The organism is Pseudomonas baetica (assembly GCF_002813455.1).
Taxonomy (GTDB): Bacteria; Pseudomonadota; Gammaproteobacteria; order Pseudomonadales; family Pseudomonadaceae; genus Aquipseudomonas; species Aquipseudomonas baetica.
Map to the genome: position 1 here is coordinate 5,093,641 of NZ_PHHE01000001.1, position 21,089 is coordinate 5,114,729.

At 56.3% G+C, this 21,089-nt stretch carries 18 protein-coding genes; 9 read left to right on the forward strand and 9 right to left on the reverse strand.

All coding sequences use genetic code 11. The features are described 5' to 3' along the window. Positions 1–36 precede the first annotated feature (36 nt). Genes ATI02_RS23515 through ATI02_RS23525 form a run of 3 tightly spaced genes read right to left on the reverse strand, consistent with a single transcriptional unit; the run spans position 37 to position 2,473 of the window. A complete protein-coding gene (locus ATI02_RS23515) occupies positions 37–729 on the reverse strand; it encodes a pseudouridine synthase (RefSeq protein ID WP_100847516.1) in 693 nt (230 codons plus the stop codon). A gap of 33 nt (positions 730–762) precedes the next feature. Beyond that, positions 763–993 carry a cysteine-rich CWC family protein gene (locus ATI02_RS23520; protein ID WP_095187687.1) on the reverse strand — a complete coding sequence of 77 codons (231 nt, stop codon included), beginning with the start codon at positions 991–993 and terminating at the stop codon, positions 763–765. Beyond that, positions 986–2,473 (reverse strand): sensor domain-containing diguanylate cyclase, encoded by a 1,488-nt coding sequence (locus ATI02_RS23525; RefSeq protein WP_100847517.1) that lies wholly within the window; start codon positions 2,471–2,473, stop codon positions 986–988. Before ATI02_RS23525 ends, ATI02_RS23520 begins: the two co-directional genes overlap by 8 nt. Before the next feature lie 488 nt (positions 2,474–2,961). Between ATI02_RS23525 and ATI02_RS23535 the strand changes: the two genes are divergently transcribed. From ATI02_RS23535 to ATI02_RS33095, 6 genes are all read left to right on the forward strand, one after another. Then, positions 2,962–3,345 (forward strand): hypothetical protein, encoded by a 384-nt coding sequence (locus tag ATI02_RS23535; RefSeq protein WP_095187689.1) that lies wholly within the window; start codon positions 2,962–2,964, stop codon positions 3,343–3,345. Positions 3,346–3,546: 201 nt separating this feature from the next. Then, a complete protein-coding gene (locus ATI02_RS23540; RefSeq protein WP_100847518.1) occupies positions 3,547–4,755 on the forward strand; it encodes a glycosyltransferase family 4 protein in 1,209 nt (402 codons plus the stop codon). A 36-nt stretch (positions 4,756–4,791) separates the two neighbouring features. Further along, positions 4,792–5,652 carry a hypothetical protein gene (locus ATI02_RS23545; RefSeq protein ID WP_100847519.1) on the forward strand — a complete coding sequence of 287 codons (861 nt, stop codon included), beginning with the start codon at positions 4,792–4,794 and terminating at the stop codon, positions 5,650–5,652. Positions 5,653–5,654: 2 nt separating this feature from the next. Beyond that, a complete protein-coding gene (locus ATI02_RS32325; RefSeq protein ID WP_167394891.1) occupies positions 5,655–6,782 on the forward strand; it encodes a hypothetical protein in 1,128 nt (375 codons plus the stop codon). Positions 6,783–6,826: 44 nt separating this feature from the next. Then, the gene (locus ATI02_RS32130) at positions 6,827–8,578 is read left to right on the forward strand and encodes a calcium-binding protein (RefSeq protein ID WP_167394892.1); all 1,752 of its coding nucleotides are present in this window, start codon (positions 6,827–6,829) and stop codon (positions 8,576–8,578) included. After that, positions 8,535–11,219 carry a calcium-binding protein gene (locus ATI02_RS33095; protein ID WP_167394858.1) on the forward strand — a complete coding sequence of 895 codons (2,685 nt, stop codon included), beginning with the start codon at positions 8,535–8,537 and terminating at the stop codon, positions 11,217–11,219. The genes ATI02_RS32130 and ATI02_RS33095 overlap by 44 nt, the downstream gene beginning before the upstream one ends. A 70-nt stretch (positions 11,220–11,289) precedes the next feature. On the opposite strand, the gene ATI02_RS23555 is transcribed toward ATI02_RS33095, so the two are convergent. After that, positions 11,290–12,402, reverse strand: a complete 1,113-nt coding sequence (locus ATI02_RS23555) for an enoyl-CoA hydratase/isomerase DspII (RefSeq protein WP_095187690.1) — start codon at positions 12,400–12,402, stop codon at positions 11,290–11,292. A gap of 132 nt (positions 12,403–12,534) precedes the next feature. Between ATI02_RS23555 and ung the strand changes: the two genes are divergently transcribed. Beyond that, positions 12,535–13,227, forward strand: a complete 693-nt coding sequence (gene ung / locus ATI02_RS23560; RefSeq protein ID WP_100848491.1) for a uracil-DNA glycosylase — start codon at positions 12,535–12,537, stop codon at positions 13,225–13,227. A gap of 138 nt (positions 13,228–13,365) precedes the next feature. Here ung and ATI02_RS23565 read toward each other — a convergent pair whose 3' ends face one another. From ATI02_RS23565 to ATI02_RS23585, 5 genes are all read right to left on the reverse strand, one after another. Continuing rightward, a complete protein-coding gene (locus tag ATI02_RS23565; protein WP_100847520.1) occupies positions 13,366–14,397 on the reverse strand; it encodes an AbrB family protein in 1,032 nt (343 codons plus the stop codon). Next, entirely contained in the window at positions 14,390–15,904 is a 1,515-nt protein-coding gene (locus ATI02_RS23570) for a tripartite tricarboxylate transporter permease (RefSeq protein ID WP_095187692.1), read from the reverse strand. Before ATI02_RS23570 ends, ATI02_RS23565 begins: the two co-directional genes overlap by 8 nt. Before the next feature lies 1 nt (position 15,905). Further along, entirely contained in the window at positions 15,906–16,364 is a 459-nt protein-coding gene (locus ATI02_RS23575) for a tripartite tricarboxylate transporter TctB family protein (RefSeq protein WP_095187693.1), read from the reverse strand. Positions 16,365–16,420: 56 nt separating this feature from the next. Beyond that, positions 16,421–17,398: a Bug family tripartite tricarboxylate transporter substrate binding protein gene (locus ATI02_RS23580; protein WP_100847521.1), complete on the reverse strand. Its 978-nt coding sequence runs from the start codon at positions 17,396–17,398 to the stop codon at positions 16,421–16,423. 101 nt (positions 17,399–17,499) lie between these two features. Next, on the reverse strand, positions 17,500–18,792 hold the full coding sequence (locus ATI02_RS23585; RefSeq protein WP_095187695.1) for an OprD family porin: 1,293 nt from the start codon (positions 18,790–18,792) through the stop codon (positions 17,500–17,502). Between the two features lie 236 nt (positions 18,793–19,028). On the opposite strand from ATI02_RS23585, the gene ATI02_RS23590 reads away from it, so the two are divergent. Together ATI02_RS23590 and ATI02_RS23595 are read left to right on the forward strand one after the other, a co-directional pair. Then, positions 19,029–19,700, forward strand: coding sequence for a two-component system response regulator TctD (locus ATI02_RS23590; protein ID WP_034153139.1), 672 nt, complete (start codon positions 19,029–19,031; stop codon positions 19,698–19,700). Beyond that, positions 19,693–21,078 (forward strand): two-component system sensor histidine kinase TctE, encoded by a 1,386-nt coding sequence (locus ATI02_RS23595; RefSeq protein ID WP_100847522.1) that lies wholly within the window; start codon positions 19,693–19,695, stop codon positions 21,076–21,078. Before ATI02_RS23590 ends, ATI02_RS23595 begins: the two co-directional genes overlap by 8 nt. Positions 21,079–21,089 lie beyond the last annotated feature (11 nt).

The following is a 21,089-nucleotide window of genomic DNA, read 5'->3' on the forward strand; positions in this document are numbered from 1 at the left end:
AAATTGTTCGACAACTTCTGCTGAGCGGTCGGCTGCTTAGAACAAATGAATCTCTTCGGTGCGCAAAGCACGATACTCGCCCGGTTTTAGCGCGTTATCGAGCAGCAACGGGCCCATGGATTCGCGGTGCAGGCGCAGGACTTTGTTGTTGAAGTAACCAAACATGCGCTTCACCTGATGGTAGCGACCCTCGACGATGCTCAGGCGCGCCGACCTCGAGCCGAGCAACTCCAGTTGTGCGGGCTGCGTGGTCAGATCCTCGAAGGCGAAGTAGATCCCCTCGGCAAACTTGAGCGCATATTCCGCAGTGATGTCCTGCTCGGTTTCGACGTAATAAACCTTTGGCAGTTTGGTCTGCGGCTGGGTCAGGCGCCGCGACCAGGTGCCGTCGTTGGTGATCAGCATCAGCCCGGTGGTGTTGAAGTCCAGGCGTCCGGCGATGTGCAGGTCGTCCTTGTCCGGCTCATCCATCAGGTCAAGCACGGTCGGGTGTTGCGGATCGCGGGTGGCGCTGACGCAGCCGGGCGGTTTGTGCAGCATGAAGTAGCGCGCCGGTTTGCCGAGTTGCAGTACTTCCTCATCGACTTCAACACGGCTGAATTCCAGCACTTCGCTGTGCGGGTCAATGACGACTTTTCCGTCAACCCGCACGCGCTTTTCCACCAGCAACAGGCGAACCTGCTGACGGTTGTAGCGGGGCAGGTTGCTGAGGAAACGGTCGACGCGCATGTTCAGAATTCGATGGATAAAGGGGCGCGCATCTTACGGGATCGCCGGTTTGGCCGCTTGCAGTTGCGCCTCGACCTGGGCGCAGCGCGGGCACAGGCAGGATTTGTCGCGTAACGCTGGCGGCAAGGCTTCAAGCACTGCCGGGTCGATGCTCACGCCATAGCACCAGCATTCGCGGTCGGCAGTGCGCGGGTCGGCCAGGCTGCAGTCGTTACGAGCGCCGCAGGCCGGGCAGTGGTCGGGTTTAACGTCGGAATCAGGCATAAGTCGAGTGGGGCATTTCCACGCAAGTGCGGTTACGGCCGGTTTGTTTGGCTCGGTACATTGCATGATCGGCCCGCGACAGCAGGCTGTGCAAGGTGTCATCGCGTTGCAGGGTGGTCGCACCGATGCTCACCGTCAGATTCATGCTGTGGCCGTTGTAGGCATATTCGTGTTGCTCGACGTGCTGGCGGATCTTCTCGGCAATTTTCTGACCCGTTTCGCCGTCGGTGTCCTTCAGCAAAACGATGAATTCCTCACCGCCCCAGCGGCAGACGATGTCGGCATGGCGCAGGCAACTTTGCAAATCGCGGGCAAAACCGATCAACACCTGATCGCCGGCCATGTGGCCGTAGGTGTCGTTCAATGCCTTGAAGTGATCGAGATCCAGCAACAACGCGGTCAGTGGTTTGGTTTCCCGTTGCGCTTCGTGCAGGGCTTGTACGGCGAGCAGATCGAAGCCGCGGCGGTTCGGTAGCTCAGTGAGGCTGTCGAGCGTGGCCTGGGCCTGGATCTTCGCCTGAAAACGTTTAATCACTCGATTGAGCAGCGCCAGCACGATCAGTGTGACCAGCAGGCAGATCAACAGATTGAGGTACAGCGATTGACGAATTTCACTCAGCGCGCCGTCCTCGCGTTTATCGACGAACAGGTACCAGTTCAGCTCCGGAATAAACCGCACGTTGAGGAAATGCCCTTGGCCATGCGCGGAGTACTCGTAGCTGCCGCTGTGCGGCTTGGGTAACTGGCTGACCAGGCTTTTCATGCTCTCAAGTTCACCGAGGCTTTGCCCGATATGCGCACCTTCTGGGCCGCCCTCGGCGCCAGTCAGCACCAGTCGGCCAAAGGTGTCGACGAAATACACGCTGCGTTGATAACGCTGTTGATACTTGTCGATCAGTTTGATCACCGCATCCACCGTCAGACCGACGCCAGCCGCGCCGATGAAGCGGTTGTGGTAGTCGTAGACCTTGTAGTTGATGAAGAACGTCTGGTTGTCCTTGTTGGCCAGGTCCGGGTCGACGTTGATTTCGTATGGGTCTTTCATGTCGCGCACGCGGAAGTACCAGGCATCGCGTGGTTCATCGACTTTGACTTGCTTGAGCACACCCTTGGCGTGGTAGTAGGTGAGGGTGCTGTTGGAGACGAAGAACGCGGTGTAGGCACCGTAATGGGTCATGACCTCGTCGAGGTAACGGGTCATCTGCTCGGGATTCTGCTCACCGTTCACCACCCAGTCGCGCATGAAAGTGTCGCGGGACATCATCGAGGAAATCAGGATCGGTCTTACAAGGTCTTTCTGGATTTCCGAATAGACCGTGTCGGAAGTCAGCGGCAGTTCGGTGTTGACGATGTTGTCGCGGATCGACGCGCGCGAAGCGTAGTAGCTGAGCAGCGAGGTGGCGAGGAAGCCAGCGCCGAGCAGGGCGATCAGCGTCAGTACCAGCGAACGTTGGGAGTACAGCGGAGAACGAAGCGGCATGGCAGATCCGTTGGCAGTGGCCCGATGGCAGCATTTTAATGGGACTGCGGGGAAAATAGCTGCTCCATGTGCGGCGCGAAGGGTCGTTCCTGTCTTTACCTTTCGCCACGTCGATCCCTGTAGGAGTGAGCCTGCTCGCGATAGCGGTGTGGCATTCACAGATAATATGTCTGACACACCGCTATCGCGAGCAGGCTCACTCCTACAAGGATTTGCTTTGGTAGCGACGCCGCTGATCTGAAGATAAGTCAGGTTTGTGGCTACGGACGGGGTTATCACGGCGGCGGATATCACGGTGGCCACCACTAATCAGCCGCTGAATGACGGCGTTTGGCGGATGAACAAGGTTTCATAAATCACTTGTTTCAACTTGTTGCAGAAACGCACCAGATTCCGAAAACGCTGTCTGATCTTTCGTCAGTCACCGAATAAACGACTGACGCCTGCCAGCGTCGCTGGTGTGGCTACCCGCGGTCCAGGAGGCCGCCATGTATCGCCGAATCCTACTGCTTGCCGTGATGTTTTTTTCCATTGGCGGATGTGTCCCTTATTCATACGGAGACAGCTATTACAGGTCAGAGGTCTACTCATCACCCGCGCCGGCGTACTACAGCGGCGGCACGTACTACACGCAGCCGCGCTACTACCAGCCAGCACCGCGTTACTACCAGCAACCGCGCTATTACCAGGCGGCGCCACGCTACTACCAGCCGGCCCCGCGTTATTACGAAAGCCGTCGCTGGCACGGCAATGATCGCGGACGCTGGGATGGCCACCGCCGCGGCGGTTGGGACAACGACCACCGCGGTCGCGGCAACTACGACCGCCACAGCGGACGCGGCGACCACAACGGACGTGGCAACCGCTGGTAACTCACCGCAAACAAAAAGCGGCGCATTGAGCGCCGCTTTTTTTGTGCCTGCCGAAAATGAATCGTGTGTCCATCTCCTAGGAGAATCTCGGAAGCCTCCTACAGTTTTATTTCTGAATGTTTGTTAGCGTTTGTATATGTCAATTGATGTTGGAAGACTTCAATTTTATGGAGATATATAAACACGGAAGTTTGTTCAGGTATGAATCTGCTTATTATTCATCAAAATTTTCCAGGTCAATTTCGCCATGTTGCATTGGAAGCACTTCGTAGGCGTTTCAAGGTACTGGCAATTGGGCGGGATACTGCATCGGGTATAGCGGGTGTAAGCGTTTTTCGTTATCGGTCTTCAATAAATAACACTAATAGCAGTCATCCGTATTTGCATGGATATGAAAGTGCTGTGCTGGATGGGAAAAGTGTTTTAGGTTTGTTGAGGAAACTCAAGCAAGAGCGGTATCGACCCGACGTTATTCTCGCTCATCCCGGGTGGGGTGAAACGTTATTTGCAAAGGACGCATACCCGGATGTGCCGCTGATTCACTTCTGTGAATATTATTATCGAGCGGAGGGGGCAGACTCAGGTTTTGACCCTGAGTTTCCCTGTGCACGGGACGCCTCGTCAAGACTAAGAATCCTGAACTCAATGCATCTCTTGAATCTTGAACAGTGCGATATAGGTATTGCGCCGACACAGTGGCAGCGTAGTCTTTTTCCGCAAAACTATCAGTCTAAAATTCGTATCATTCATGAAGGTGTTATCCAAGCTTCTCATCCAGAGAAAGTTAAATTTGCAACGCTGCCCAGTGGGTGTGTGATTGCGGCGGGTCAGCCAATTGTGACCTACGTTGCCAGAAATCTTGAGCCTTATCGTGGGTTTCATAGTTTCATGAGATCCATTCCTTATATCCAGGCTGAGTGTCCGGCCGCTCAAATAGTCATTGTCGGTGGAGATGAAGTCAGCTATGGGCGGAGGCCTGTCGGATATAGAAATTGGCGAGAGCGGATGTTGTCTGAGGTGGATTGCGATACTGCCAATGTGCATTTTGCGGGGAGGCTTCCTTATCAGGAATATAGAACTGTTCTGCAACTTTCAACGGTGCACGTTTACTTGACGTATCCGTTCGTTTTGTCTTGGTCTGTGTTGGAGGCAATGGCGTCTGGTTGTGTGGTGGTCGGTTCTGATACAGCTCCGGTGAAGGAAGTTGTTGTTCACGGATGCAATGGGGTTCTTGTCGACTTTTTTCAAAGCGAATCAATAGCTGCCAACGTATGCAGAGTTTTAACTTGTCCCGGGGAGTTTGATCGTATCAGAAAGGTCGCGTGGCTGACGGCAAGCAGCTTTGATGTAAGTGCCGGTCTGAAGGGCTACTTTGAGGTTTTTGAAGATGCAATAGCGGGACGGTTTTAACTAGAGTGTTTTGTCATTTTAAAATGGAGATTTGAAATGTTTAAGATGTCACGCAAGGAAGCCTTAAGACGGTGTAAAGCCTTACTGAAGTATGGTCTGGTTTTACTGGTGTGCTATTGGATGGTGGATTTTTATATTGAATGGGAGGAGGCAGCAGAACGCAGGGCGATTTATCAAAAGGAACAAGGAGACTGTAGTAAAAAACTGGCGGGTATGGAGCAGGTGCCTATCCGGGGCGGGAGCTTGCTCGATCGAACTCGGATACCCGGATTTTATTTCGGATCGACATTGAAGAGTGACGGCTCATGCATTGCAGATGTTCTTGAGGGCTCGTTTTGGTGGACGGGAACCGAACTCCTTACGGAGTATGAACTGAGCGGGATAGAAAAGCCTGCCAGTTGGGGGTATTTCCAGGTTGCGGCCAGGCTCTATACCCGGAAGACGCCCACTGAGCCGCACAGGATGGGGTATCAACATGTAGATTGGCCGGATGATTTGATTGTGCAACTAAAAAATTATCCAGGATTAGAGCTTTGGCTTAATGCTCCTCCGCCTCATTTCAAGAATGAACTTTCCATTACAACGTTTGTTATGCGTGATTGGCGTCGACATGACGGAACGCCTCGAACGATCAGTTGTGATGGTTTGCGTTTTCCTGGTGACAAGGTTCAGGCGAGCGGTTTTGGAAAATCAGACTTGTTGAAGCTTAATAAACAGCAACTGGAAAGCTTGGATTTTGGAGCGTTACAGACCCGCTGCACGGTCCAACTCTACAGCTTTGATTTCGCAGGTGGGGATGGACGTGTCGGGCTGGACACAAGTTCGTTGCGAGGTGCGCCTGAGGCGCTTAAATTTGTTAGTGATTATCTTTCACGCTCCATAATTACAGGGAAGTAACTATGAGTTATGTTTTTGATGATTTAGAAAGGGCAATGGTTTTGAAGGTCGCGAATGCTTCTGGTGGGATGCGATTTGACCAAGATATTAGAGAGTATATAGCTTTGGCGGAAGAGGGACGAAACTGCGCTTCCTTTTATCAGCTCTTATCTAAAGTTATTGGGGGAAAAATTTCTGAAAATATTCTCTTTGAGAAGGATGTAATTGATGTTTTGAAGAGTGCCAGACTTTGGCTTGATGTGGCGATTGACGCAAATGGCGGGCAGGGTGCTTACTCCGCTTTGATTCGCGCTTACACTATGCGGCAAGGGGAACTTCGATTAAGTATGAGGTTCGCTGAGTCAAAAATGCAGGCGTCTTCAAATCAGGTTGCAGTGAATTTCATGAATACGCTGTTGTATGGATCAGTTAAGGACGATTTGGCGCCATGGACAGTTCCTTCAATCAGCCAAATCGCAGGTATTGACGCGAGTGCCATTGGAAGGGTTTTATTCCTTGATGGCGTAGGTAAGGACGATACCGCTACGAGCCATAACGCAGGTTGGTCAGGAACTATCGGTTTCAGTCTATTAGGCGGAAAGCCCCCATATGAAACCTGGAGATTAATTTCCGCAGGCGACCCCAACTCAGAAATCAAAGGCAGTCATGAACTGGCTAAAGTTAATAGGTTCGATGATTTCAAAAATATTCTATTTGCCATCGATTCATACAGTGTCGGCCTTCGCGCAACGATCAATAATTTTGGTCTGAATGTGCTTGAGAGCTTGTTTTCAGTAGTGCCTGAGCAAATCAATATTGCAACGGTCAGTGAGAATATCAGCCCATTAATGCAGCATGTGGTGAAAGGCACACCTGTTTCGCCTATCGTTGATCTTATATTGCGATATGGCATAAATTCTTTTTTGACATGTTCAGGCGAACATACGACGGCAACTCTAATACCGCGCCCACCACCGATGAAACGTTCGCATCCAACGCTTACGCATTTTTCTCAACGTTTTCACCGACTCAATCCCAAAGCATCGTTACCAGAACCCTTAGTGAATACGGCGGCGCGACCGCGTGGGCAAAGCAGGCTGGCCAGGCAACGCCAATCGGCCAGGCATTACGCAACTCGCTTAAACAACTGAGCGAAATAGTCATAGAGCGAGATGACGGTTTTCCCGACCGCGAGTTGGAGCTTTATGACCCTGCCACTGGCGAAGGCTTTATTACCGAACAATGGATTTCTGATCGCGCAGAAATGTTGGGCCGGTTGATTTCCAGAACCCATGGCTCGTTCGGAGAAAACACACGACAGAATTTTTCCTATTCTGATATCGGCATGGGCAAACAGGCACCAATGATGACTGGCGTTTCAAACCCGCTGGTGGTGTTCGGTGATGATGGTGGGCGATCTTTCAGTGGCGCGACAAATGCCGATCATCTGTATGGCGGTGGCGGCAATGACTCTATCAATGGACTGGCGGGTAGTGACGTAATCGAAGGCGCTCGTGGTAACGACTCGTTAAGCGGTGGCGACGGCAATGACGCGCTGTACGGCATGGCGGGCGATGATGTTTTGAATGGTGGCAGGGGGCGTGATTCTCTGACCGGTGGCGAGGGTAATGACCGGTACGAGTTTGCCAGCGGTGACGGTATCGATGAGATCTTCGATGCAAATGCTGATGGCCGGTTGTTGATAAATGGCCTTTCGATTCCTGCCCTCAAACGCAGCGCGCCTTTAAGTAATACGTGGTTTACGGAAGATCGGCCCATCACTTTAACGCTTATCGAAGACCACGCTGATAGCACGTTGAATATCAAATACGGCCAGAGTGATCTCATTGTTATCAAGCGCTACAGGCCAGGCTTGCTGGGCATAGAGCTTCCTGATTACGAAGGACAGTCCCTTTCTGCGCCTGACCTTGTCGTCCAAGGTGACTGGAAAGCGAAAGATGCCGATCCCGATATTCCAGGTCATCAACCTTCATACGATGAGTTGGGCAACGCTGTGTTGTTGCCCAATGTGAAGCAGAGGAATAAAGCCGACGTAATTTACGGATCACCAAAAGACGACGTCATCCTCGGGCTCGGTGGTTCGGATCGATTATTCGGCAAAGCAGGAAGCGACCGTTTATTTGGGGACAAGCAGACGACCCTCGAAAAAGCCATGGGTGAAGGTGCCGCTAAAGGCAAAGTGAATCGTGGGGATTGGCTGGATGGAGGGCAGGGCGAAGACCTGCTTGTCGGTACTGCCTCTCGAGATGTACTGCTCGGCGGGAACGGTCGGGACACGTTGGTTGGGGGAGCAGGTGACGACATTTTATCCGGTGATGAAGCAACTGGAGCGCTGGAGCAGGATTGGAATTTCAAGCAGGTCGACGTTCTTATAGGTGGCGATGTCACCAGTCACCGTGTTGTGTTTTCCAAGGCTTCGTTGAACAGTCCATCGGAGGGCGATGATGACGTGCTGTACGGTCAGAGCGGAAGAGACGTTATCAATGGTGGCTGGGGGGCGGATCTTCTTGACGGCGGAACTGACGATGATCATTTGTACGGCGGAGAGGGGGGCGACACTTTAGTTGGCGGGAGTGGCAATGACACATTGCTGGGAGACAACCTTGATTGGGGGGGAGGGCTCCAAAGCAAACACCATGGCAACGATCTGTTGGAGGGGGGGATTGGTAATGATGCTCTTGCCGGGAACGGTGGTAGCGACGTGCTGTATGGAGGTCTCGGCAACGATGTCCTGAAGGGTGATGACGATGTATTGGATGGTGTTGCGGGTGACGCCGCGCATTTCTTCGGACGTGATTTTCTCGATGGTGGAGCAGGCGACGACACGCTCTGGGGCGGCGGTGCTGCTGATTTGCTGTTTGGTGGCGAAGGTAACGAATCGGATGGTCGGCGATTACCACGACCATCCGATTCGTTACCACGGTGATGATCTGCTCGATGGCGGTCTGGGGGACGATACGCTTCGTGGATTAGGTGGCTGTGACACATTAATAGGTGGCCCGGGGGCCGATGCTCTGGATGGCGACGAACCAAACCTGCAATCCGGTGGAACCAACGATGACTACATTCAAGGTGATGCCGGAAATGACACGCTTTGGGGCGGTTTAGGCGCCGATACGCTTTTGGGCGGTGCTGGCGATGACTTGATATCTGGCGACTACGAGCAAACACCTGAAATCGAACATGGCGCAGATTATCTGGACGGTGGTTCAGGCAACGATACATTGCTTGGCGGCGGTGGAGACGACACATTATTTGGCGGTGAGGGTACGGACTTTCTACGCGGTGATTCAGGAAACAATGTGTTTGAAGGCGGAGCCGGTAATGATCACCTGGAGGCGTTAGATGGTGATGATATTTACTATTTCGGAGCCGGTGATGGGCTTGATGTTATAGCCGACGCCGGTGGTAGTAATGTCATGAAATTTGGAGCCGGATTTTCTGCGGAGAATCTGCAAGCGGAAATTCGTCAGATTGAAATGAGCCCGGTATTACGCCTGTCAAATAGAGCGGGTGACACCGTGCTGATAAAAAATCATCAGGCGTGGCATGGCTCAATTTTCAGTTTCAGTGATGGTTCGGTCTTGGGTTACCAGGATGTCATCAATAAAACACTTGCTCCGGTAGTTGGGATCGTCCCGAGGGTAACGGAGGCCACGGATAACAAGGGAAAAACAGAAAACACCAGTGAATCTATGGATGTAGCTGGTATTTCGGTTCAGCCAGCCATTGATGATTCCAGCGAAGAGCATGAGGCGAATGTTGATGGTGGAATTTTTGCAGCTGGAAAATTCTTTGCCGAAGTTGAAGGGAAACGTTCGGCAAGCAGACGAGCGACAGGATTTTCTTTAAATGATCAGGGTGTCTGGGTCAGAAGTCACATCGTAACCACTGATACGGGTTACACCACTTATACAGACCTGATTAATGAAAGTGTCGAGAGCGGAGCTTTGTCTGATCCACCGCAGTGGATGGGTTCGGTATATGGCCGTGCCGTGTATAGCGACAGGCAGACAAGCTCTACATCCCAGACTACTTTCAGAAATGTAAAGGCAGAAGGAGTAATGCCTTCTGCCGTTCATGAGCCACATTATTATCGGTCTGGTTCTGGTAGTGGATTTTCGTTTAAAACAGGGGATGTGATTGTAGAGGATAGAAAAGAATCAGGTTCGATTGAAGGCTGGTACATCTATCCGGCAGGAAGCTTCGGTTCTGGTGAAACTGTCCGTAAAGAGTTTCGATGGAATGTAACAACTGAAACGATCAAGCATAAAATCGTCCAAGGTGACCCCGCCGGCGGGCGAGTAAATCTCGAAGTCGGGAATGTATTTCACGGTGGTGCGGGCGATGACTTGATAGTCGCTTATGCAGGCTCACCGCTTGATTATGGCACCGCGAATGACAGGTTCCCTGGCGCTGTGTTTTCGGCTGGAGCAGGCAACGATACGTTGCTCGGATCGGAAGGTGCCGATTATTTAATCAGCGGTTCAGGGATTGATTGGCTTTACGGTGAAAATGGCGCCGATACCTACAGGGTGCAGAAGCATGCTGGAGCGACGACCATAATCGCGGATGTGCTGACTCCTGTTTTTCTTCGCCCTGAGTTGGGAGTCGCAGGATGGAGAGACGAGTTTGGGGTGGCCGATCAAGATACCGTTATTCTTCCAGATGAAGCGAAGCGTGAGGGGCTGCAATTAAGTTGGGGGGCTGCGTTGCTTGAAACAGTCAATATCGAATTGGCTCCCGATCCGCCCCGTGAGGCCTATCGCCATCCACCTCGGGTGCACATGCTGTATTCGACACTTGATATCAAATGGGGTGGTACTCAGAAAGTTCGCATTGCTTTACCAAATGCGGGAGATATCGAAGGTTCCGGCATTGAAGTTATAAAGTTTTCCGATGGAACGAGCGTCAGTCTGAAGGAACTTTTGGAGGCGAGTCAGCTAGGTCCTGCTCCGGGCACCTATCACAATGGCGTTCTTGTTGATAATACGGTTAGTTTCAAATCTATTCGAGATGGGGGAATCCTGCCGCTTGTAGGTAGTCACGGTAATGACACTTTAAGCGGATCAGGTGAAATCAGAGGTATGCGGGGAGACGATCTACTCTCTGGTAGTGTCGGCAATGATGTGCTTTCGGGGGGCGCAGGTAATGACACATTATCCGGTGGCGCTGGCGATGACATTTATAAATATGATGGTCTCGGCAGGGACGTGATTGATAACACTGGGGGTGGGTTTGATGGGATCGATTTTTCAGCGGTTGGTCTTTCGATTGAACATTTGAGGTTTCACCGCGAGCGGGATGATCTTGTCATCGTGGTGAGTTATGGGATGGCTCCAAAAATTCGAGTCGTCAATCATTTTTCCGGAAATGAAGCGGCTGTTGGTTTTATAAGAGTTCTAGGTGAAGCTAATTCAACTCAAGACTACACAGCGGCTCAACTTGCTGAACGTCTGGATCCTCGCCCTCCGCTACGAGATGTGGAAGATATTTTGATAAAAGAAAACGAGGAGTCATCACTCGCACTGACAGAAATAATAAAGTTTTACGAGTTGAATATTTAACCCTGTTAACGTCAGTCAGACTCTGCCCGCGATAGTGCTAAATAGGCAACTATCGCGGGCAATCTGCGATTCAATACTGCGTCAGATCCGCCAACGGATGCCGCCCCTCCCAAACCTTGTGAAAATGCGCCTCGACCACCGCATCCGGCACACTGCCGACGTCCGGCCAGTGCCAGTGCGGCTTCTGATCCTTGTCGATCAAGCGCGCCCGGACCCCTTCGCTGAACTCCGGATGCCGGCAGCAGTTGAGGCTCAGGGTGTACTCCATCTGAAAAACTTCGGCGAGGGACATGTGCCGCGCGCGGATGATCTGTTCCCAGACCAGATGAGCGGTCAGCGGTGAACCTTCGCTCAGCGTCTTGGCCGCTCGGGCGATGAGCGGATCGCTGCTGTCACGCTGCAGACTGATGGCTTTCCAGGCGCAAGCCACATCGCTGACGTCGAGCAGTTCGTCGATTTGCTGACGACGCGGTAACCACTGCGCTTCGGGCAGTTGCGCCACGGCTTCCTGCTGCAACGCCTTGAGCAGGCTGTTGAGCTGCATCGGCGTCTGTTCCTGCCAGTTCAGTTGCAGCAGGCCTTCGATCAGTTCCGGTTGCTGTTCGTCGAGCAGGAAACGGTCGGCCAGATCCAGATCAATCGCATCACGCCCGTTGATGTGCGCGCCAGTCAGTCCGAGGAACAACCCCAATTTGCCCGGCAGGCGTGACAGGAACCAACTGGCGCCAACGTCCGGATACAGGCCGATGGTGATTTCCGGCATCGCCAAACGGCTGCTCGGCGTGACGATCCGCGTGCTCGCGCCTTGCAACAGTCCCATGCCGCCGCCCAGCACGTAACCGTGACCCCAGCAGATCAACGGTTTCGGGTAGGTGTGCAGGCTGTAATCCAGGCGATATTCCGCAGCGAAAAACTGTGCGGCCAGTGGCGGTACTTCGCCGGGATGGGCGCGACAGGCTTCCACCAGGCTGCGCACTTCACCGCCGGCGCAGAAAGCTTTGGCGCCATTGCCGCGCAGTAAGACGCAGACGATCTGGGGATCTTTGGCCCAGGCGTTCAACTTGTCGCTCAGCGCATTGATCATCGGCAAGGACAGCGCGTTGAGCGATTTTTCAGCGTCCAGGCTGGCGATACCGAGGCGGGCGCCGTCGGTGCCGGTGAGTTCTTCGAAGTGCAGATTCATCGTGACCTCGATCGGGAATTTGAACGATCAGTATGATCGCTGTGTGGGAAAGTGCCGGATCTGCGTCAGATCAATTGACAAGCGTGGTCGGCTTTCCTAGGGTTCGCCCCATTGTTTTTGCCGGGTATGACCATGACTGCTGACGACCGTATCAAACTCGAACCGAGCTGGAAGGAGGCACTGCGTGCTGAATTCGACCAGCCCTACATGGCAGAGTTGCGCAATTTTCTGCAGCAGGAGCGGGCGGCCGGCAAGGAGATCTATCCGCCGGGGCCGCTGATTTTCAATGCGCTGAATTCGACGCCGCTGGATAAAGTCAAAGTGGTGATCCTCGGCCAGGACCCGTATCACGGCCCGGGCCAGGCCCATGGCTTGTGCTTCTCGGTGCAACCGGGCGTGCCGGCGCCGCCGTCGCTGGTCAACATCTATAAAGAGTTGAAACGCGATCTGAACATCGACATCCCCAATCACGGTTACTTGCAGAGTTGGGCCGATCAGGGCGTGTTGATGCTCAACACTACCATGACGGTGGAACGCGCCAACGCCAATGCGCACAAGGACAAAGGCTGGCAGTTCTTTACTGACCGGATCATTGAACTGGTCAGCGAACAGCAGCCGCATCTGGTGTTTATGCTGTGGGGCGCCCATGCGCAGAGCAAACAGAAGTTGATCGATGCGACCAAGCACCTGGTGCTGACATCGGTGCATCCGTCACCGTTGTCGGCGTATCGCGGCTTTCTCGGTTGCGGGCACTTCAGCCGGACCAACAAGTTTCTTGAGCAGAATGGCGAGACACTGATCGAGTGGCGTTTGCCGCCGGTTTGATGGCTTGACCGGGTTGGCCCCTTCGCGAGCAAGCCCGCTCCCACAAAGGATGTGTGGTGTTCACATAATGTGTGGCAACCACAGAGCCCATGTGGGAGCGGGCTTGCTCGCGAAGCAGGCAACTCGGTCTGTCAGTTGTTACTCGGGATTACGATTCCAGTACTTGAACAGCGGCTCCGCCAGAAACAGCACAAACAACAGCCGCATCACCTGCATCGCCGTCACCAGTGGCACCGACAGTTGTAGCGTCTCCGCCGTCAGGCTCATCTCGGCAATACCACCGGGCATCATGCCCAAGGTCAGCGAGCGCAGATCCAGATGGGTCAGCGCACTCAAACCCAACGCCGCGAATGTCGCTATCAACATGGTCAGCACCGTGCCAATCAGTGTGCGGCCCATGAACGATGGCGCACGCCGGAAGAACTGTCGGTTGAAGTGGCAGCCTAGGCCGCTGCCGATCAGCCACTGGCCAATCTGACTGCCGCCATTGGGCAAACCGATGTGCAGATCCCAGCCGATGCTCACTGCCGCACTTACCAGCAACGGCCCGAACAGCCACGGATTGGGTTGCCGCAGCCGCTCCCAGATCCACGCCGCCAAGGCACCCGCCGGAAACAGAATTGCCAGCCAGCGCCAATCGACGCTGCCGGCATGAGAAATCGGCGTGCCGTCGCCAAGCAGATATTTGAACGCCGCCGGCACACACAAAACCACCACCAACACCCGCAGACTCTGCCCCGCCGCAACATGGCTGAGCATCGCGCCATTGCGCGCGCCGAGGTTGACCATCTCTCCGGAACCACCGGGCATGCTGGAGAAAAACGCGGTGGCGCGATCCTCACCCGTGCGGCGCATCAACCACACGCCCACCACCGCCGACAGGCTGGTGACCAGTGCGCCAAAAAAGATCAAACCGAAATGACTCAGCACCTGCTCCATCACCACCGGGGTGAAGTGCAGGCCGATGCCGATCCCGACAATCCACTGGCCGCATTTGCGCCCGCCAGGGATTTCCGTGAGTTGCCACGGGGTCAGGCAGCGCACCAGGATGATCGCCAGCAACGAGCCGACCATCCACGGCAGCGGCCAGCCGATCTGGCTGGCGACAAAGCCGCCAAGCAGACCGACCAGCGGGGTTCCCCACCAGGTTTTGAAGGACCGATCAGACATCGGCAACGGCGCGACGGGCGACCGAGCGTTTGCGCCAGATACGCAGCAGCGGCATGAACAGCATGATCGCCGTCAGCACCCAGACACCGAAGGTGATCGGGCTCGACCAGAGGATCTCCAGCGCACCGTTGGAAATCGACAGCGCACGACGCAGGTTCTGCTCCATCAAACCGCCGAGGATGAAACCCAGCAGCACTGGCGACAACGGGAAGTCGAGCTTGCGCAGGATGTAGCCGAAGATGCCGATGCCGACCATCAGGAACAGGTCGAACGTGGTGGCGTGCACCGCGTAGACGCCAATCCCGGTGATGATCGCGATCACGGGTACCAGTGCCCAGTTCGGCACGGCGAGGATGCGGGTGAAGATGCGGATCATCGGGATGTTGAGGATCACCAGCATGATGTTGGCGATGAACAACGAGGCGATCAGGCCCCAGACGATGTCCGGTTGTTGTTGGAACAGCAGCGGCCCCGGGGTGATGTTGTACAGCGACAAGGCGCCGATCATCACCGCCGTGGTGCCCGAACCCGGAACGCCCAGCGTCAGCATCGGCACCAGTGCGCCACAGGCCGAAGCACCGATGGCGGTTTCCGGAGCAGCAAGACCACGGGCGTCGCCCTCACCGAATTTGCCACTGGCACCGGCGATGCGTTTTTCGGTCATGTAGGCCACGGCGCTGGCCAGCGTCGCGCCGGCACCCGGCAGCACGCCCATGATGAAACCGAGCAGGCCGCAACGGATGTTCACCACGAACACCGACGATGCTTCCTTGAAGTTGAACATCATCCGCCCGGTGGCTTTCACCGCTTCCTGACCGCGATGGGTTTTCTCCAGCAGCAACAGGATTTCGCTGATCGAGAACAGACCCAGCACCAGCACCACGAATTGAATGCCGTCAGTCAGGTGAATGTTGTCGCCAGTGAAGCGGTACACGCCGCTGTTGGCGTCGATGCCGACGCTCGACAGGAACAGACCGATTAGCGCCGCAATAAACGTCTTCAACGGTCGGTCACCGGCCATGCCGCCCAGGCAGACAATCGCAAACACCATCAACACGAAGTATTCCGCCGGGCCGAAGGCAATCGCCCATTTAGCCAGCAGCGGGGCGAACAGCACCATGCCACAAGTGGCGATGAATGCGCCGATGAACGAGCTCCATGCCGACAGCGACAACGCCACACCGGCCAAGCCTTTGCGGGCCATCGGATAGCCGTCGAGGGTGGTCATTACGGTGGACGCTTCGCCCGGAATGTTCAGCAGAATCGAACTGATCCGACCGCCGTATTCGCAACCCAGATACACCGCTGCCAGCAGGATCAGTGCCGACTCCGGTGGCAGACCCAGGGCAAACGCGATCGGGATCAACAGTGCCACGCCGTTGATCGGGCCAAGGCCCGGCAACAGGCCGACGACGGTGCCGATCAGGGTGCCGCACAGCGCGGTCACGAGGTTATAGGGACTCAGCGCGACGCCGAAACCCTGACCCAAATAGCCAAGCGTATCCATATCAGTTCTCCAGAACGTCGAGGAGGCCGAGGGGCAGCGGAACGTCCATCAGACGGTCGAACAGCAGGTACAGACCGATCGCCATCAGCGTGGTGACCACGATGCTTGGCATCCAGCGACCGCCATACAGGCGCGCCATCGGAATACCGATCAGGATGCTGCTGAGGATGAAACCCAACGGTTCGAAGAGACCGGCGAACACCAGCAACAGCGCGACGCAAATGCCGATCTTGGTCAGGGTTTCGCGATCCAGTGGCGGCTCGTCTTCACTGTGTTTGATCGGGGCCGGGCGGAACACCATGTACAGCAGCGCCGCGCCCATCAGGCCGAGCATCAGCAGGGGAAAGGCTCGCGGGCCCACCGGTTCGTAGGAAAAAGCCGCTTGATACGGCCACGCCATCAGGGCCAGGCCGGCACAGGCCAGCAACAGTATCGAGGCGAAAATGCGTTGAATAAGCATGGGAGCTCCTGTGCCGCGTCCCCGTCATAGGGAACGCAGCCGCTAGACAGAGGCGATCACTGGATCAGGCCGAACTCTTTGGCCAGCACTTTGTAGTCGGCGACCTGCTTCTTCACGTAGGTGTCGAGTTCCGCGCCGGTCATGGCGAACGGGAACAGTTCACGCTGATCGCGCAGCTTGGCGAACTCGTTGGAGGCCAGCAGTTTGTCGAACGCGTCTTTCCACCAGGCGTAGTCTTCGTCGCTGACTTTTGGCCCCAGGTAGAAGCCACGCACCACAGGCCAGACGATGTCGTAGCCTTGTTCCTTGGCGGTCGGGATGTCTTTCATTTCCGGCTCGTCGAGACGCTTCTCGGAGAACACCGCGAGCAGACGCATGTCACCGCTCTGGATGTGCGGCATGGAGTCGGAGATGTCGGTGCTACCGACCTGAATGTGCCCGCCGAGCAGCGCGGTGGCAATTTCGCCGCCACCTTCGAGGGCAACGTAACGCAGGTCACGCGGGTTGATCCCGGCAGCCTTGGCGATCAGCGCGGTCTGCATCCAGTCCTGACTGCCGACGGTGCCGCCGGAACCAATCACCACGGAGCCTGGATCTTTCTTCAGCGCCTGCACGAGATCGTCGAGGGTCTTGTAGGGCGAATCGCTTTTCACGGCGATGGCACCGTAGCTGGTGCCGACCGCTGCCAACCAACGCACGTTGGTCTCATCGAAACGACCGAACTTGCCTTGGGCCAGGTTCAGCAGCGAACCGCTGGACCACGCCACCAGCGTGCCGGCGTCGGCCGGCCGTTGCGCAACCACGGCGTTGTACGCCACCGCGCCGACACCGCCGGGCATGTAGGTGACGCGCATCGGTTTGCTCAGCAGTTTTTCGTTGACCAGCGCGCTCTGCGCCAGTTTGCAGGTCAGGTCAAAACCACCGCCGGGGGAGGCCGGGGCGATGCATTCCGGGCGTTTCGGTTCGGCCATGAGTTGGCCGGCAAACAGCATGACGCCAGCGGCTAGAGCAACTTTACGCAGTGACAAATTCATTGGTTTCTCCACGGTCTTGTTGTTGTAAGGGCTTCATGTAGGAGCTGCCGCAGGCTGCGATCTTTTGATCTTTTGATCACAGCGCCCGGCGTTTCAATCAATCACCAAAGGGCAACGCTATAGCTCACCAACAACCGCACTTCATCAGCATCGCGAGCGGAGTAATTGGAGCGATAAGTGGCATTACGCAAACGCACGGCGACATCCTTCAAGGCGCCGCTTTGTACTACATATTTGATCTCGGTGTTGCGCTCCCACTCTTTGCCTTCTTCACCGTTCTTGAGCTTGATGTTGTCACCGCTCAAGTAGCGGCTCATGAAGGACAGGCCGGGAATCCCGAGTTTGGCGAAGTCAAAGTCGTAGCGTGCTTGCCACGAGCGCTCTTCGGCGCCAGCGAAATCGTTGATCTGCACGAAGTTGACCAGATACGGGTCGCTGCCATCGACATACGGGAAGGCGCTGTCGCCGGACATGTGCTGATAACCGGCGCTGAACTTGTGGCCGCTCAGGGCGTAGCTGACCAGACCGTTGAGCGAGCGGTTGTCGATCTTGCCGCCACGGGCCGCGCCCTGATCGTCACTGACCGCGAAGCGCAGGTCGGTGGCGAAGGTGCCGGGGCCCATCGGCCGCGAGGCGACCAGGCCGAAGAAGTGCTGGTTGTAGACTTCGTCGAGTTGCGCGAAGTGGTAGCTGCCGGTGATCTTGTCGGTGAACTTGTAGTCTACGCCGCCAAAATCGAAGTGCTTGCCGGCAGCGGTGCCGGCGAAGCGGCTGTTCTTGTTGTTGAGGGCGATGTCCTCGAAATCGGTGCTGTCGCGATCCTTGGCTTTCTCCAGGCGGCCGCCGGTGAAAGTCAGGTTTTTGATTTCCCTTGAGGTCAGCAGGCCGCCTTCAAAGGTCTGCGGCAGGATGCGTCCGTCGTTGGGTTTGAGGATCGGCAGTTCGGGAATCAGGCTGCCGATTTTCAGTTCCGTGGCGGAGATTTTTACTTTGCCGGTCAGGCCGACTTTCGAATATTCATCCGCTGCGCGCCCGTCGTCGTGGGTTGGCAACAGGCCGGTGCCGGTGCGATCCGGACTCGAATCGAGTTTTACGCCAAGCATGCCCAATGCATCGACACCGAACCCCACGGTGCCATCGGTGTAGCCCGATTGCAGATTGAGCATGAAGCCCTGGGCCCACTCGTCGCGCTTGGATTGCTGGGCACTGGTGCCATCGCGAAAGTCACGGTTGAAATACATGTTGCGGGTTTCGAACGTGGCGCTGCTGTCTTCGATGAAGTCGGCAAAACTCAACGGCGAAAAACCGGCGAGGGCGGCGGCACTGGCGAGAGCGGTATGGCTGAAACGGGAAGGGCGAACAGGCATAAGAGCCCTAGGCTGCATGGACGGCATGCGGGTGTACTCCGTTTATTGTTCTTATTGGTCGAAAACGCTTCGTGGCGTTTTTCGTAACGCTGTGTGGCAGCAGCGACGGCAGTCGAAACTGTCCGTAAACCGACTCTAACGGCCCAACCTTTCGCTAACCTTTCAGCAGACTTTCACGGTTTTCGGGCTTCACAGCGGCGGTTGCGGCTGTAAACTCCGCGGCAAAGCGTGGCGCCGGCCATCCCTGAACGAGGTAAAAACCCATGCGTGTCCTGCTCGTCGAAGACCATCTGCAACTGGCCGAAAGTGTCGCCCAGGCGCTCAAGAGCACCGGTCTGACCGTGGATGTGTTGCACGATGGCGTGGCCGCCGACCTGGCGCTCGGCAGCGAGGAATACGCCGTGGCGATCCTTGATGTAGGGCTGCCGCGCATGGATGGTTTTGAGGTGCTGGCACGGTTGCGTGCGCGGGGCAAAAATCTGCCGGTGCTGATGCTGACCGCGCGCAGTGACGTGAAAGACCGGGTGCACGGCCTCAATCTTGGCGCTGACGATTACCTCGCCAAACCTTTCGAACTGACTGAACTGGAGGCGCGGGTCAAAGCCCTGTTGCGCCGCAGTGTGCTGGGCGGCGAGCGCCAGCAGCGCTGCGGCGTGCTGGCCTATGATCTCGACACCCGGCGTTTCACCCTCGGCGAAGAATTGCTGACGCTGACGTCCCGCGAGCAAGCCGTGCTCGAAGCGCTGATCGCCCGGCCGGGGCGGGTGATGAGCAAGGAGCAACTGGCCGCGCAGGTATTCGGCCTCGACGAAGAAGCCAGCCCCGACGCCATCGAGATCTACGTCCACCGCTTGCGCAAGAAACTCGACGGTCAACCGGTGGCCATCGTGACCTTCCGTGGCCTCGGCTATCTGCTGGAAAGCCGCGATGCATAAGCCCAGCAGCCTGCGCTGGCGGTTGCTGTGGAACCTCGCGCTGTTGTTGGTGGTGCTGATGCTCGCCAGCGGCTTGAGCGCTTACTGGAATGGCCGCGAAGCGGCGGACACCGCGTATGACCGCACCTTGCTGGCCTCGGCGCGCACAATTGCTGCCGGCCTGTCGCAACGTGACGGCACGCTCAGCGCCGACGTGCCTTACGTGGCCCTCGACACGTTCGCCTACGACAGCGCCGGGCGCATTTATTATCAGGTCAACGACATTCACCAGAAGCTGATTTCCGGCTACGAAAACCTGCCCGGTCCACCGCCCGGTACGCCTAGAACAGACGACTATCCGGCGCTGGCGCGTTTCTACAACGCCACTTACAACGGCCAGAATGTGCGGGTGGTGAGCCTGCTCAAAGCCGTGACTGAACCGAACATGAACGGCATGGCGGAAATTCGCGTCGCCGAAACCGACGAGGCCCGGGTCAGCATGGCCCGCAGTCTGGCCGCCGACACCTTGTTGCGTTTGGGCATGCTGGCGATTGGCGCGTTGCTGTTGGTCTGGTTCGCCGTCAGCGCGGCATTGCGACCGCTGGAGCGTTTGCGCACGGCGGTGGAAGAACGCCAGCCCGACGACTTGCGGCCCTTGCCGCTGGTGGAAGTGCAGCATGAGCTTTGGCCGCTGGTGCGCGGGCTCAACCATTTCACCGAGCGCCTGCGCGGCCAGTTCGAGCGGCAGGCGCAGTTCATCGCCGATGCGGCGCATGAGTTGCGTACGCCATTGGCAGCGTTGAAGGCACGGCTGGAATTGGGCCTGCGCTCGAATGAACCCGAAACTTGGCGCACGACTCTCGAATCATCCGCGCAAAGCACGGACCGCCTGACCCATCTGGCCAATCAGTTGCTATCGCTGGCCCGCGTCGAAAACGGCGCCCGGGCGATTGCCGAGGGCGGTGCGCAGTTACTCGATTTGAGTCAGTTGGCTCGGGAACTGGGCATGGCCATGGCGCCGCTGGCGCACAAACGCGGCGTGGCGCTGGCGCTTGAGGCGGACGAGCCGGTGTGGCTGCGCGGGGAGCCGACGCTGCTCAATGAGTTGCTGAGCAATCTGGTGGACAACGCGCTGGCGCACACGCCACCGGGCGGCAATGTGATCTTGCGCGTGACGGCGCCGGCGGTGCTTGAGGTTGAAGACGACGGGCCGGGCATTCCACTGGAAGAGCGCGATCGGGTGTTTGAACGGTTCTACCGGCGTAATCAGCAGGTGGCCGGTTCCGGGTTAGGCCTGGCGATTGTCGGCGAGATCTGCCGGGCGCATCTGGCGCAGATCAGTTTGCATGATGGTGAGCGGGCGGGGTTGAAGGTGCGGGTCAGTTTTATCGCCGGGTGATTCTGCGGTGT